Source organism: Paenibacillus sp. MER 180, assembly GCF_023713665.1.
GTDB lineage: Bacteria > Bacillota > Bacilli > Paenibacillales > Paenibacillaceae > Paenibacillus_B > Paenibacillus_B suaedae.
The window spans coordinates 15661-30537 of sequence record NZ_JAMAVT010000013.1; the positions used below are offsets into that span (position 1 = coordinate 15661).

General features: G+C 48.6%; 13 protein-coding genes and 1 pseudogene. 7 read left to right on the forward strand and 7 right to left on the reverse strand.

All coding sequences use genetic code 11. The features are described from left to right. Positions 1–20: 20 nt before the first annotated feature. The 4 genes from M3661_RS20205 to recQ form a co-directional block, all read right to left on the reverse strand. Positions 21–1829, reverse strand: a complete 1809-nt coding sequence (locus M3661_RS20205) for a B12-binding domain-containing radical SAM protein (protein ID WP_065290365.1) — start codon at positions 1827–1829, stop codon at positions 21–23. Positions 1830–2029: 200 nt separating this feature from the next. Further along, a complete protein-coding gene (locus M3661_RS20210; RefSeq protein WP_251487997.1) occupies positions 2030–2221 on the reverse strand; it encodes a hypothetical protein in 192 nt (63 codons plus the stop codon). Between the two features lie 29 nt (positions 2222–2250). Further along, positions 2251–2613 carry a chaperone CsaA gene (csaA, locus tag M3661_RS20215; RefSeq protein WP_251488273.1) on the reverse strand — a complete coding sequence of 121 codons (363 nt, stop codon included), beginning with the start codon at positions 2611–2613 and terminating at the stop codon, positions 2251–2253. Between the two features lie 77 nt (positions 2614–2690). Continuing rightward, complete coding sequence (gene recQ / locus M3661_RS20220) at positions 2691–4508, reverse strand: DNA helicase RecQ (RefSeq protein WP_251488000.1); 1818 nt, start codon at positions 4506–4508, stop codon at positions 2691–2693. Positions 4509–4778: 270 nt separating this feature from the next. On the opposite strand from recQ, the gene M3661_RS20225 reads away from it, so the two are divergent. Then, positions 4779–5807 carry an RluA family pseudouridine synthase gene (locus tag M3661_RS20225; RefSeq protein WP_251488003.1) on the forward strand — a complete coding sequence of 343 codons (1029 nt, stop codon included), beginning with the start codon at positions 4779–4781 and terminating at the stop codon, positions 5805–5807. A 256-nt stretch (positions 5808–6063) separates the two neighbouring features. Here M3661_RS20225 and M3661_RS20230 read toward each other — a convergent pair whose 3' ends face one another. Further along, entirely contained in the window at positions 6064–6534 is a 471-nt protein-coding gene (locus M3661_RS20230; protein ID WP_251488005.1) for a GNAT family N-acetyltransferase, read from the reverse strand. Between the two features lie 167 nt (positions 6535–6701). On the opposite strand from M3661_RS20230, the gene M3661_RS20235 reads away from it, so the two are divergent. The 6 genes from M3661_RS20235 to M3661_RS20260 all read left to right on the forward strand — a co-directional run bounded on the left by M3661_RS20235 (position 6702) and on the right by M3661_RS20260 (position 12944). Next, the gene (locus M3661_RS20235) at positions 6702–7745 is read left to right on the forward strand and encodes a hypothetical protein (RefSeq protein WP_251488008.1); all 1044 of its coding nucleotides are present in this window, start codon (positions 6702–6704) and stop codon (positions 7743–7745) included. A gap of 94 nt (positions 7746–7839) precedes the next feature. Next, positions 7840–8373: an RNA polymerase sigma factor gene (locus tag M3661_RS20240; protein ID WP_021254433.1), complete on the forward strand. Its 534-nt coding sequence runs from the start codon at positions 7840–7842 to the stop codon at positions 8371–8373. After that, positions 8373–9782: a DUF4179 domain-containing protein gene (locus M3661_RS20245; protein ID WP_251488011.1), complete on the forward strand. Its 1410-nt coding sequence runs from the start codon at positions 8373–8375 to the stop codon at positions 9780–9782. Before M3661_RS20240 ends, M3661_RS20245 begins: the two co-directional genes overlap by 1 nt. 130 nt (positions 9783–9912) lie before the next feature. After that, positions 9913–10125, forward strand: a complete 213-nt coding sequence (locus M3661_RS20250) for a hypothetical protein (protein WP_021254431.1) — start codon at positions 9913–9915, stop codon at positions 10123–10125. A 176-nt stretch (positions 10126–10301) separates the two neighbouring features. Next, positions 10302–11534 (forward strand): aminopeptidase, encoded by a 1233-nt coding sequence (locus tag M3661_RS20255; protein ID WP_251488013.1) that lies wholly within the window; start codon positions 10302–10304, stop codon positions 11532–11534. 231 nt (positions 11535–11765) lie between these two features. After that, positions 11766–12944, forward strand: a complete 1179-nt coding sequence (locus tag M3661_RS20260; RefSeq protein WP_251488016.1) for an MFS transporter — start codon at positions 11766–11768, stop codon at positions 12942–12944. A 157-nt stretch (positions 12945–13101) separates the two neighbouring features. On the opposite strand, the pseudogene M3661_RS20265 reads toward M3661_RS20260, so the two are convergent. Next, positions 13102–13658: pseudogene (locus M3661_RS20265) on the reverse strand (MarR family winged helix-turn-helix transcriptional regulator). Positions 13659–13718: 60 nt separating this feature from the next. Next, a complete protein-coding gene (locus M3661_RS20270) occupies positions 13719–14858 on the reverse strand; it encodes a toxic anion resistance protein (protein ID WP_065290356.1) in 1140 nt (379 codons plus the stop codon). Positions 14859–14877 lie beyond the last annotated feature (19 nt).

A 14877-nucleotide genomic window follows, 5' to 3' on the forward strand; every position in this document is an offset into this window, starting at 1 on the left:
CTAAGATTGCTACTAAAGTCCTATTCAACAATAACCATCATAGATTGGTTCACCGTAAACAGCAACGGTTTTTCATCATCTGTCTGCTGATACAAGAAAATGCCGTACACTTCATCTGTTAACCCCTCATCGGTTGTCTCGAAACCATGTTCCGTATGTTGGAACATTCCGAGTGAACGGCTGCGAACAACTGCCTCAAGCGGGATCATCTCTACAACAGCGTGCTTATGAAGCTCCTTCTCCGAAAGACCTAGAGCTGCGAATTGCTCAGTCACAAGCTCAGCCTGTCCTGCCGCCCATTGCAGAACGCGCGAAGCCTCCTCTTTCTGAAGCTGTTTGTTCCACCATACTTTGCGCGGCTTATACTTCTGGTTCATGAAGTAGTCGAGCTTCATTAATCCCAATGCCACATGCGGCTTTTTGAGTCCGTGCGCAGTTAAAAAGGCATGCAGTCTTACGAACAAATCCTCTAATTGATGTCCAATCTTCTGCCAGCCATTTGCTTCCCAGAAGTCGCCGAATGCTTGGAAGAAATCAAACGGTGAGTCGAATTCGGTATGCATCAAATACTCCATCGTCCGATCCATGCGATGTGCGTTCCAGTACTTTTCCAGTACGTCTTCCAGACGCTTCAATCGCACGACATCACGGAACGGGAGCGCATCATTCGACAGCATTTCGTATGGTGCATGATCCATGAAGACATAGCCGTACTTCTCAGCATCCAGACGAAGTCCTGTACCACGCAGCATCTTCAAGAATCCGAGCTGCAACTCCTCCGGACGCAGTGCAAATACATCGTTGAATGTTTTGCGGAATGTATCGTAATCCTCAAGCGGCAGCCCTGCAATCAGATCCAAGTGCTGATCGATCTTGCCGCTGTCCTTCACCTTCATTACGGTTCGGGTCAGCTTCGTGAAGTTCTGGCGCCGCTTCACAAGCTCATTCGTTGGATCGTTCGTCGATTGGACGCCGATCTCAAAGCGGAATACGCCGGGTGGTGCATGCTCAGCCAAGTAATCAAGCACCTCTGGGCGCATAATGTCCGCCGTGATCTCAAATTGGAATACACAGCCGCGATGGTTCTCAATGAGGAACTGGAACATCTCCATTGCGTAATCGCGCTTGATGTTGAACGTCCGATCGACGAACTTAATGAGCTTCGCCCCATTATCGATCAAGTACAAGATATCTGCCTTCGTTCGTTCAATATCGAAATAGCGAACGCCAACCTCGATACTGGATAAGCAAAATTGGCAGCTGAACGGACAACCGCGGCTTGTCTCGAAGTAGACAACACGCTTGCCGAGGCTCGGAATGTCTTCCGCAAAGCGGTGGGGGGATGGAATTTCATTCAAGTCCAGCTTCGGCCGTGGCGGATTGATAACGACCTCGCCCTGCTTGTTCCGATACGCCACCCCGAATACGAAATGATACTTCCCTTCGCCTTCGATCTCCCGCAGCAAATGAAGCAGCGTCTCTTCTCCCTCACCCATAACGATGAAGTCAACATCCGACAGCCGCTCCATCCATTCCTTCGTGTCATAGGACACCTCGGGGCCACCAAGTACGATGCGGATCTCCGGCCGCACCTTGCGCAGCATGTTGACGACCTTAATCGTTTCCTCAATGTTCCATATATAACAGGAGAACCCGATCACATCCGGCTCTCGCTGGTACAGATCCGAGACGATATTCATCACCGGATCCTTAATTGTATATTCGGCAATGTCGACATCGAACTCGCCTTCGCAATGCGCCTTCAAGCAGCGTATTGCCAGCGAGGTATGAATATATTTAGCATTTAATGTTGCAAGTACGACTTTCATCTAAACCTTCCTCTCATCAGACACTACCTTAAAGCGACCGAGCTGCTCGATCAGCCTCTACCATTATAACCAAAGTAAAGGCAGATCTCGACACGCATCCAAGAAACCACCTTGAACAGAAAAGCAAGCTGCGGGCAGCTTGCTTTATTCTGTGTCAATGCAATCGAAAACGGATTATCGAATCATGCCGCCACTATAGCTCAGCTCGTAAACTCTACGATCTCCCTTGGCCAAAGGAAATATCCCGATATACGTAGGTCCCCACTGCGGCATTCCAACTGCACGGAGCCAGGTAATATCGGTTGTACAGATGTGTTATTGTCCGCTGCAGCATACGTGCGCTGCTTTGCATCTACTAAAAAGTGCGCAAGCTCTTGATCATTACTCAACATCGTGTACCTCTTCCTCGTAATCAATCACACTATGCAATTGGTGTGCCGTTTGGAATGATCTCATCTGTATTTAGTAGAACAACATCGCCTTCTCCAGGCACACCACCTAATACGAGCACTTCAGAATCGAAGCCGGCGATACGGCGCGGCGGGAAATTCACAATAGCAACGATCTGTCTTCCTAACAACTTGTCCGGCGTATAACGAGCCGTGATTTGCGCGCTTGAGCGCTTCGTTCCGAGCGGCCCGAAATCGATTGACAGCTTAATCGCGGGCTTGCGCGCCTTATCAAACGGTTCCGCCTCCACGATCGTTCCAACACGTATATCAAGTTTCATAAAGTCCTGAATGCTTGCTTCATCCTTGATTTGTTCCAAATTCAACTCGTGCATCATGCTTCAGCTCCTTATTCATCGCTACCCATTCGTCGTTCCCATAGCCCATTCGTCTATATCTGCAATCCCTAACCCTATTCCATATCGTAGCGACCCGCTTCTTCTTCCCGCTGCTGGAAAAATTCAAGGAACGGCATGCCGAACTGCTTCAGCTTCGTTTCCCCTACCCCTTTAATACGGAGCATGCCCGCTTCGGTCGTCGGCTGCAACTCCGCCAATTCCCGCAGCGTGCTGTCATTAAACACAATGTAAGGTGGTACTCCAGCTTGGCTTGCCAATTCGCGCCGAATGAGACGCAGCTGCTCAAATATCGTCTCATCAATGGCAGTGCCCGCCTTCGGTTTCAACGACTTCGCTACCCGCTGTTCAACAGTCCGCTTGCCCTTCAATACATCCGCTGCCAGCGGCAGCAGCCGCACGACCGGATACTGCCCTTCGCTAAGCTGCAAGTACCCCTCGGCTATAAGAACATAGATGAGATCCGAAATTTCCTTCTCCGCCAAATGCCGCATTTCGCCATGCGTAGGCAGCTTCTCAAATCCATACTGCATGACCTTCTTGTTGCGCGACCCCTTCAGTACGGAAGCGACCATAGATACGCCGAACCGCTCACGCATCCGATAAATGCAAGAGAAGATTTTCTGCGCTTCAATCGTGATGTCAATCGATTCACGCTCGTCCTTGCAGTTGCCGCATACGCCGCATGGCTGCTCGCCTTCTTCTCCAAAATAACGAACCATATAATTTTGCAGACAGCCGGTCGTATAGCAATAATCGATCATGACTTGCAGCTTCTTATATTCATGCGCCTTCCGTTCTGGAGTCGCCTCGCTTTGTTCGATGAAGAACTTCTGCGTCAATATATCCTGCGGATGGAACAATAGCACACATTCGCTCGGCTCGCTATCGCGTCCCGCGCGTCCTGCCTCCTGCACATAGGCTTCCATATGCTTCGGCATGTTGTAATGCAGCACGTACCGTACGTTGGATTTGTCGATGCCCATACCGAACGCGTTCGTCGCTGCAATGACACGCACATCATCATAGAGGAAGGCTTCCTGCATCTTCGCCCGCTCCTCATCTTCAAGTCCAGCATGATAGCGGCCAGCGGCAATACCTGCACGTCTCAGCATGTCATAGATGTCCTCGACTTCCTTCCGCGTCGACGCATAAATAATGCCTGATTCGCTCGACCGCTGCCGGACATAATCAAGCGTGAACGCCTTCCGCTCCTCGCCGCGCAGCACCGTAAACGCCAAGTTATCCCGCTTGAATCCCGTAACGACAAGCTCGGGTTCCAGCAGTTCCAAGGAATGAATGAGATCCTCCGTTACTTCCGGCGTCGCGGTTGCGGTAAATGCCGCCACAATCGGACGTTCGCGGCCACTCTGCACAAGTTCCTGAATGAAAGGTGCGATTGTCCGATAGCTTGGACGAAAATCATGTCCCCATTGCGAGACGCAGTGGGCTTCATCTACCGCAACCATCGATATCGGAATGGATTTCGCGCGTTCCCGGAACCATTCTGTCTCTAACCGCTCCGGCGCTACATAGAGCAGCTTAATGCGTCCTTCCTGCGCCTGCCACATGAGACGGCCCGCTTCCCCCATCTCAAGCGTGCTATTGATGAATCCAGCCTTGACCCCCAAGCTGTGCAGCGCATCCACCTGATCCTTCATTAATGAAATAAGCGGCGAGATCACCAGCGTTACCCCAGGCAGCAGCATTGCTGGAATCTGATAACAAATTGACTTTCCCCCGCCGGTTGGCATAATTCCCACCGTGTCCTTGCCTTCGGCAAGATGTTCAATAATTTTCCGTTGTCCATCGCGGAAGCCATCGTAGCCATATACTCGCTGTAATGCGCTTCGCGCTTGGTCCATTGTAAACATGTACGTAGACTCCTTTTCCCCGTTCCCTTGCGGCAACCCGTTGTTCCTGTCCTTCATTATAACATGAGCTTTTCCTATGAGGTAATAGCTTCCACTTCACGGTTACCTGCCCATATGTACGCCGTTTCGCCTATTCTGAATAGAATCTGCCCGAACTTTCTGCTATAGTGATAGCATTCCATATAACATGTCCTACAGCGCGCCATCAGCGCCATTTATGAAGCGCACTGTTCTGTATAGAGTTGTCACTCAATCAAGGAGGTCTTACGAATGCGTAAGCGAGAGAACCATAAACCGAGAAAAGGCCCGCAGAAGAATCAACCGGCGAAAGCTTACCAATCCGCCAAACCAGTCAAACCAACTAAGCCAACTAAACCGACCCATCATACACCGCCGAAGGCTCGCGAATATACGGTTCAGGAACCGGCCGAATTGCTCAGCTTCTTATTAAATACGGTGGAAAATATGGGGCGAAACTCCATCAAATCCGCACTTGCCCGCGGTCAAGTTTCTGTCAACGGACAAGCCGTAACAGCCTATAATCATCCGCTCCAGCCTGGACAAGTTGTAAGCTTGTCGAAGGAGAAAATCGTTGAAGCTCCTCCATTTGTAGGTTTGTCGATACTTCATGAGGACGACGATATCATCGTCATTCATAAGGAGGCCGGATTGTTGTCTATTGCCTCCGAGCATGAGAAGGAATTGACTGCCTACCACCAGTTGACGACGCATGTCCGCTTGCAGCATCCGAGCAACCGGATATTTGTCGTACATCGTCTCGATCGGGATACGTCCGGCGTCATGATGTTCGCTAAGAAGGAAGACATCAAGCAGCAACTGCAAAATAATTGGAAAGAAATCGTACAGGAACGATCCTATGTTGCGCTAGTTGAAGGCAAGGTTCGCCAGCCGGAAGGTACAATTTCCTCCTGGCTGAAGGAAATGAAAACATTAAAAATGTATTCCAGTCCGTATCAGAACGATGGCCAGCATGCGGTTACGCACTATAAAACATTGGAAGCCAACAGCGCTTACTCCCTGCTGGAGGTTCATCTCGAAACGGGGCGCAAAAATCAGATTCGCGTTCACATGGAGGATCTCGGTCATCCGATCGTAGGTGACAAGAAGTACGGCGCCAAATCAAGAGGATTGGGACGACTAGGTCTGCATGCGCGCATCCTGGCATTCACTCATCCAACTTCAGGCAAGCCAATGCGATTCGATACAGGCATTCCGAAGCCATTTTCCCGCTTATTGCAACAGGACGGCTCTGGTCCAGTCAGAAAAGATCGCCGCTAAATTTTCTCAAATTAGATTACGATACGATATCGCAGACGAACAAACACAAATAGCCGTTCTCCTTACATATAAGGGATCGGCTATTTTCTTTCCTATATAGTCGGAGCCCCCAATCTCTAACCCTTCAGCAGCGCGTCTCATACCTCACCATGCCTTATGCCTGCACATTGCGGCCCCTACCATAACAACCTTCTGAGCGACATAAGAACAGTCAGAAGATTGGGCATCAGGCTTTCTTCTCTTCTGTTGACCTGATTTACAATCGCTTGCTCATCTTGTAATTCACCAAGTCAACCCCTCTGCGCTGCACCGTCTGAGCTTGAAGGATGCAGAACCCGTGCCGCTTAAAGAAGGGAACGGCCGTAATACTTGCATCTGTTCTCATTTCGGACAGCCCCAGTCTCCTCGCTTCCTGCTCCAGCTTGGACAACAATGCCGTTGCAACACCTTGCTTCTGAACATCCTTATGAACATAGAGCCGATCCAAATACCCGCCAGCATCCATATCGCTAAATCCGACCAATTCACCGTCCCGAATCGCTACATACGTCATATGCTGGCTTAACGACTCTGCCCAGAGAGCCAGCTTCTCTTCCTGTTCATCGTCAGGCGCCCAGGCTTGTAACTGTGCAGCGGTATAATCTTTTGCGTTCACGGTATGTACCGTATCGAAAAATAAGTCGACAATCTGCGCGATATCCTCTATTTCAAATGATCGTATATGCATAATATTCCTGCCCCCTTCCGTTACAAGTCTACCAAAAATAAACGCACCCATTCGTTCATCTATATTCTATTATAAAATCATTTTTTTATTTCTCGTGAACCTCCTCTCCACTTCGAGCCATCTAATGGGTACATCAACCAAAACCAATCGATTTAGGAGGATTCAATATGAAATCTCATAAACTCATGCTCGCTGCTATCACTGCAAGCTTGCTCATCACAAGCCTTCCAGCTAACTTCACGCTTCATACCGCATATGCGGCGGAACAGCAAACAAACAAAGCTCCAAAAAAAGCGGCAATCGAAGCATCGGCCTTGGACAAGCTTGATCCCGCAATGCACGAAAAAGCAAAGAAGGCTCTGCAGGAGCTAGCTCCAAAAAGAACGATGGAACTAGCTGCTTTGCACAACGGTACCGAGGCTGGCTATGAATATCTTGGAGAGGATAGGCTGTTAATCGAAGACAAAGACAATCGGGCGCGCGTCATGATCGGCAAGGCAAAGGGCGATATTTTAGCATGCGAAATCAACTTCACATGGCAAGAGCTCGATACTTCGCTTCAGTCCGTTATCCAAAAAGCAATGAAAAGTTTGGATGCACAACAGAAATTCAAGATTACGCAAATTACTCGTGTTAAAACCGATACAGACATGAACCATTGGACATTCAACGGCAGCAATATTTCAGGCGTGATTGATGCAGTCACAGGCAAAGCAACGTACGTGTCAACGGATTATGACTTGGCGAAAATCGATTCAAAGTGGAGCGCGTTAGCCAAGAAAACAATTCAATCCCTGTCAGCAGACAAAAACAAGCAGCTTCGCAATTTCGTCCAAGTATACATAGGCATGGAAGCAGAAAACCAAAAAACAGCCTCTTTCTCCGATGAAAGCGGCCGTTATCTGGTCAAAGTCAATGCTGCTACAGGCAAGCTGACGTCCTTTGTCAACTATAAGGATTTTATCCATTATGCCTCAGAAGAAGCGCGCAAGAAGGCATTCGCCAAGCCTTTTTATACGAGTGACAAAGCCATTGCTGCGGCTGCTCCAATGGTCAAGCAATATTTCGGCCTAGACTTGAAAGGCTACCAGGTTCACGTCAAGCAAGAACAGTATACATTCACGAAACAAGGAAAGCCGAGCGTCTATGGTAAGATCAATGGAAAAGGAAAGTTCTGGAGCATGTCCCTTACTGCTCCAACAGCATCCTGAACAAATGAATTAAGCATAGGGATTGCGTCTCGGCCTCTATCGCACACCATGATACGGGTCTTGGCGCCCACTATAAATAAAGGAGATCACCACTGTGCAGCAGCCAGAACAACTCGCAGCACGAGCTTGCAAGGGGGACAAGGAAGCATTTGGCACACTTATTCGCGCCTATGAAGCCCCCCTATACAGAGTGGCCAAGTCAATTGTACATTCCGATGAAGATTGTGCAGATGCCATACAAGAAGCCGTGCTTAAAGCATATCGTTCCATCCATTCGCTGCGCGAGCCGAAATATTTCAAAACCTGGCTCGTTCGCATCCTTGTGAATGAATGCCGAACATTGCTGCGAAAGAAAAAACAAACCGTACCCTTCGTTGAACTGCAGCACTCGAAGGCCGAAGCTAGCGAGTACGAACATATCGAAACACTGGAAGTCGTCAACGCGTTGGAAGAAGACCTGCGAATCGTTGTAACACTGTTCTATATTGAGGATTTGCCGCTTAAGGAGGTAGCCGATATGCTGGATCAGCCTGTTGGCACCGTGAAGTCTCGCCTGTTCCGCGCCAGAAACAAGCTGGCGGACATGCTTCATATCTCACGTGAGAATGGAAAGGAGCTAATGATTTAATGGATTCGAATATCGACAAACAAATCCGTACGCACCTAACCGGCAATCTCAGCTCTGAAATCCCTGAGCTCGTGAAATCGCGATTAGAGCAAACACTGCAATTGCTGGAGACGGAACCCATGCCGATACAGCATCGGACTCATTCCCGCCATCGGAAAGCTTGGTTCGTTGCGGCCGCAGTCGTGCTCGCAATCGGGGGAACATTAGCTTCCGGATTCATTTCACCCGCTATGGCTGAAACGCTCAGAAAGGTGCCGTTCATCGGACAAATCTTTGAGGCACTCGGCGATAACGCCTTGCAGGATGCGAATCGGAAAGGATTGTCCCTTCCCGTCAATCTGAGCGCAACGGATCAAGGCATTACGCTGACCATTACCGAGGTGTTGTATGACGGCATGGAAATTAAGCTTGGCATACAGGAAAGCTCGACGAGCAAGCTTCCTATTATTTTGGATCGGTCGGACAGATATGAAATTGTGAAGAGCAAGACTCAGGAGGATCCAGCACATGCGCTGGATATTTGGCACCATGCTGGGTCAAATGTGCGCTCGGAAACCTCCACGCAAAACATCGGAATATTATCGTTCGAATCGATGCTCGGTACGGAACCGGATCGAGACGCCAAAATATCGAAAGAATTCCCGCTGCCGATCACGATTAAGAAGGTCGGAGATGTGGAAGGAAACTGGAAGTTCCAAATTCCCGTCAAATGGAATGCGTCCCTGACGAAAAAAATTCCTATTAATAAGACCAACAAGGCGCCTGACGGCATTGGCTCCATCACGCTTCAGTCCGTCGTTACTTCGCCGCTAGGAACCGAGATTCGATTCAAGGCCGCAGAAGCCTCCCCATCGACTTCTTCTAGCTGGAGCGGATTCAACAGCGACTATATGGTTGTGGATGAGAACGGATATATTATTTCATCTGCAGGCGGTCATGGCGGGCCAGGCAATCAAATGCAATCGAATATTGTAGAAATGAAACATACGAAAAAGTATGATCCAATACCCGAGCGCTCCAAGACGCTCATATTCAAGCCCTATAAATCGGGAAGACGGTATGGCGATACAGCGATCACGCTGAATCCAAGTGCGCTTCCACTGACGCTGCAGCAGGGAGAGGTTGGCTCCGTTACGGTGAACAGCATGGCATTCGAAGAGGACAGAGTCATTATTCAATATGATGTGAACGGCAACGACCCTGTAGGCCAGAAACTTGCCATGGAGTTCATCCAAGACGGAAAACGAGTATTTAGCGACAATTCCAAGCTGCTGCGTGTGAACAACAGCGTATATTCGTACGTTGGCGAATATCCGTTCCAAAAAGACATGCCCATTAAGCTGTATTCAAGCAAGCTGCGCAAAGCGACCTTTTATAAGGAGCTTGAATTCCAAGTCCCGTTACGGTAAAATCCGATAAAGTACAATTGAGAAGTAAGTTTCGACAACTCCTACTGTTCATTTCAGCATGAATCGTTCATAATGAGGATGAGATGGAGTCAACATCTTACCGATCTATTTGCCGCACGGGGGTGATACGATGACTGAGCACATGGAGAACCAGGGTAATGCTGAAGCAACGGAGAGCAAGAAAGTAAGCTTGGCGGATGCCGCGAAGCGCATGCTGCAGCAGAAGAAGCAAGCCCAAGGGAAATCGCAAGGCGTGCACAAGCATCAGGAATCTGGCCAACCAACAATGAAGAGCCAGAATACGAAGAAGATTAACAATCAACGCAAGCGTATGGGTGTGTAAGCCTATAGAGGGGGGAATCTCAGAATTCATGTTCTGAGGTTCAGCCCCTTTTTCATGCTACAGCCTACTGGCTATTGCGCCAGAAACTTTGCTGCAACCCCTCCAATAATGGTATATTGAGAACATACTGAGGAATGACTTCAGATTTTGAATTCAAGGAACAGAGGTGGCTACCCATGGTAAATTTCGAGCAACAATTAGAAAAGTATGCTGAACTTATCGTAAAGGTCGGCGTCAACGTACAAAAGGATCAGGATGTATTCGTTAACAGTTCTATCGAAGTCGCTCCACTTGCCCGCCTCGTTGCCAGCAAGGCATATGAAGCAGGCGCACGCAACGTACATATCGATTGGTCGGATGAGGCTACAACTCGCTTGAAATTCGAGAAGGCATCAGACGACGTGTTCACTCAATTCCCGGAATGGGAAGCATTGAAGCGCAATACCTTCGTGGATAAAGGTGCTGCATTCATCTCTATCGTCTCCTCCAGCCCAGACTTGCTGAAGGGTGTGGATCCACAGCGGATCGGCAATAACCAAAAGGCATCTGGACAAGCACTGGAGCACTTCCGCCGCTGCGTTCAAGCGAACAAAGTAAGCTGGACAGTTGTTGCAGCTTCTTCCCGCGATTGGGCAGCCAAAGTATTCCCTGGCGTTGCTGTAGAAGAAGCAGTTGAGAAGCTGTGGGAAGCGATCTTCCAATCCATCCGTCTGAACTCCGACAACCCGGTTCAAGCTTGGACGGAACATAACGAAACATTGCATAAGAAAGTTGAAGTATTGAACAGCAAGCATTTCCACAAGCTGCACTACACAGCTCCTGGAACGGACTTGACAATCGAATTGCCTGAGAAACATCTGTGGGTAGGCGCAGGCAGCGTCAACGAGAAAGACGTGCCATTCATGGCGAATATGCCAACAGAAGAAGTATTCACGGTGCCTCATAAGCTGGGCGTAAACGGCTATGTATCCAGCACGAAGCCACTTAGCTATGGCGGCAACCTGATCGACAACTTCAAGATCACGTTCGAAAATGGCCGTATCGTGAAGGTAGAGGCTGAACAAGGACAAGAAATCCTGCAGCAGCTCGTCGACACAGACGAAGGCTCGCACTTCTTGGGTGAAGTGGCGCTTGTGCCGCATCAATCCCCAATCTCGGAATCGAACATCTTGTTCTACAACACGTTGTTCGATGAGAATGCATCCAACCACTTGGCTATCGGAAGCGGCTATGCATTCAACGTAGAAGGCGGAACGAAGATGTCTCAGGAAGAGCTGGAAGAGAGCGGCGTTAACCGCAGTATTACGCACGTGGACTTCATGATCGGCTCTGCGGATATGGACATTGACGGCATTCAAAAGGATGGCACAACAGAGCCAATCTTCCGCAAGGGTAACTGGGCAATCTAAATGTCTGCTTAGGCAGCCGTGCAACGATACGTGAAGCAAAAATGTATATCCAATATACACAGAGCAGTAGAAGCATCCCGCTTCTACCGCTCTTTTTTATCGCAATAACGTATTGCTCTCCCCGCTCTACTGCTCCATAATGGGAGAATAAGACAGAAGCAAGAGCGGAAGCGCGCAAGCCCCCTCCTCTCTCGCTCTGAATCTATTTCAGAATCCGTGGTGTCCTCCTCCATGCGCATATGGCACGATTTCAAGCTATTCCTGCGAATAAAAGGCGCTCTGCATCTCGTCCTTACCTTGTTCCTGTACGGCATTGGCATGGGTATTCTAGCCCCCATGAACGCGATTTATTTGCGGGAATCATTAGGGCTTGGCAAGGTAGAGATTGCGTCTATTTTTGCAATATCCCTATTTCTGAATATGGTGCTTACGATTGGTGTCGGCATTGTTAGCGATTCCATGAAACACAAGAAGACGATTCCTCTGCTCGCGTCTGTCGTCTGTATGATCGGCCTCGTCATCTATATGAATGCAGACAGCTATGCACAGGCGCTGATCGGGATGGCTCTCGCCACTGCTCCTTCCGGCATGATTATGGGACAGCTGTTCGCGATGGCTCGGAATCATGTCACACGGCTTGCTCCCGATATTGTAGAGATGGCGCAAATCTGGATGCGCGCCACGTACAGCGTCGGATTCTTTACCGGGCTGCTCGTCGGAGCCAACCTGTACTTGCTGGCGACCTTCCACGGTGTACTGTGGGGCAATCTTGCAGGATACGCCTCCTTGTTCCTGCTGCTCTTGTTCTATAAGGAGATTACGCTCGATTCGTCAATTGCATCCGCCAAAGCAGGCGAGCCCTTCTCCCTCATCATGCTCTTTGCCATTCTGCTCCTATCGTGTGCGGATGCCATACGCGGCTTGTATTTGCCGCTTGTGGTGAACGAGCAATTCGGCGATCCGCGATTGATGTCCTTCATATGGAGCATACAAGCCGTATTCGAGCTCCTGTTCATGACCATGGCAGGCTATTGGGCAGCCAAGTATGGCAGCAAACCCATTATCATGCTCGGGGGCTTATTCGCTCTCATCACCTATATTGCTTACAGCACGAGCGATTCCTTGACGGTGTTTTTCCTCATGCAGCCTTTATACTCTTTCTTCGTTTCGGTTCTGTACGGCGTAGCAATGGGCTACGTACAGCGCATGTTTATACATAAAGCAGGCTTTGGCGCAAGTTTGTACGTATTCATTTCGCAAACAGCCTCCTTAATCGGCTATTTCCTGCCGCTCTTCATAGATGGTGTCACGCCGCAAATCTTCTGGATTCCGGCTGCGCTTATCGTTGCTTCCATGGGATTGATGACAAGAGCGCTATACGTGGGGAGGCAGCAACAGCTGTCTGCTTAAGCGGAAGGAAATTGAAGAAGCTTGGCATCATTGATACTATTTTCCATCACTATATAAATAAAAACCGGAAATAAAAATGAATATTGGTAAGAGAAGATACGATAAGAGATTAACGGAATGAATTGTAATTAGATTATCTAACTATATGAATAAAAAATTATCTTCCTGCTCCTAGTCGCTTTTCCATGTTTGTATTAAGCTTAACGAGCACTTTTTTAACAACGCCTGCTCCTCTTTATCTAGTTCTTCAACAAGAGATGCACAAGTAGACCAAAATGTAGGCAGCACTTCCTTCACAAACCTACTCCCTTCGGAGCTGATACGAACGTGGGTCATGCGCCCGTCCTTGGCATAGGGTTCCCGAATGATCCAATTTCTTTTTTCCAACCAGTTCAATAATGCCGTAACGGAGGATCGGCGAATCCCTAATCGATCGGCAAGGGATGAAGGCGTGACGAGATCCTGCCCTTCATGCAGTGATAATAGTAATAACAGATCCAGCTTGCTTTCGGTAATGTCGAAAGCGGATAATTGAATATCCATCAGATCCAAGGTATTATCTCCGAGCCAAAGCATAATAAGTCCTAAAGACGCTGATTCCCGATCCGTATCGGGAGAAGCTGTACGATCCATTAATTCTAAATAAGGTGAAGTTCCAAGCCTGGGCAACTGTTGTTCTGTCGGATACTCCTTGGCGGGCTTTCTGTTCGGCAACACAAAAAGACTGCCTACCGGCAGTCTTTCGTATTTGCATCATCACTTATATATGCATAATTACAAGCCGAGCTTCTGTCCACGTTCCCAGCGCTGAATCTGTTTCTCGCCGTTGTCAGCAAGCTCCCGGAACTGGTCGATTGTATCGCGCATCTTAGGCAGGGCTTCCTGCTTGTAGGAGCTAATCGAATCCAAAGCAGACAGAACATCCGTAAAAGCCTGCTTCAAAGTTTCCGCAGAAATATTCGTTTGCAGCGACTGCTTATGAATTTGAACGCCTTGGTCTTTCAGCATGCGAGAAGTACCCGCAATCAACTCGTTTGTCGTTTGATTCAACAATTCAATTTTCTGTAGCACAATCTTCTGATTATACAAGGCACTGGCTACGGTAACCGCAATCTTCAGTGCAGAGATCGTAACGTTCTTCGCCCGGTCGACACCGCGAATCAACTCTTTATTATTGCGGATAACAACCTCCATCGCCATAATCCCCTGTTGGTTGACGACCATCATCTGCTGCATATCCATGACACGCTGACGAAGCGGGAACAGAACTTCTTCCGTAATGAACCGAATCTTCTCCGGATCTTCATTGCGGGATTGCGCTGCTTCAATCTGTGATTGAATCGAGTCATCCATCAAGGAGCCCAGCTCGATTTCTTTCTTCAGCTTCTTAGTCAAATCACGCAAGGCAAGCTGTTCAATTTCGAGGGTCGTGTTGTCATTTTTCAAGGTAACTTTCCCTTTATCCAATGAAGTTACGATTTCCGCAATCATGGTATCTGCCTTCTGATACTTCAAGAAATACGTACGAAGCGGATTGAACAGCTTCCCTAGAAACCCAGTTTTCGTAAAGTCAATGACGCTCGGATCGAGATCCTTCAGCTGCTGATGCAGCTCGACCAATCCCTTCGCAACCGGGCCCCCTTCGTCCCCTTTTTTCGATAAATCGCCTACGGAAACCTGCAAGGCATTGTTCTTCGTCGAAGAGGAACGCATAGTGTTCATGCCGAAACTGTCTATCGATTGCAGAATATCCTTTCGATTCTCTAAGGAATCCAGATCTAAATTCATAATTGCTGCCACATTCGAATCCGCTTGTGCTTGAAGCTTCGCAACTTCCTCAGGAACTGGTTTTACCTCTTGCTCAATTTCCTTTTGAATTTCTTCCGGACTTGCAACTTCCATCGTAAATGACATTGGAATCCCCCTTTAGACT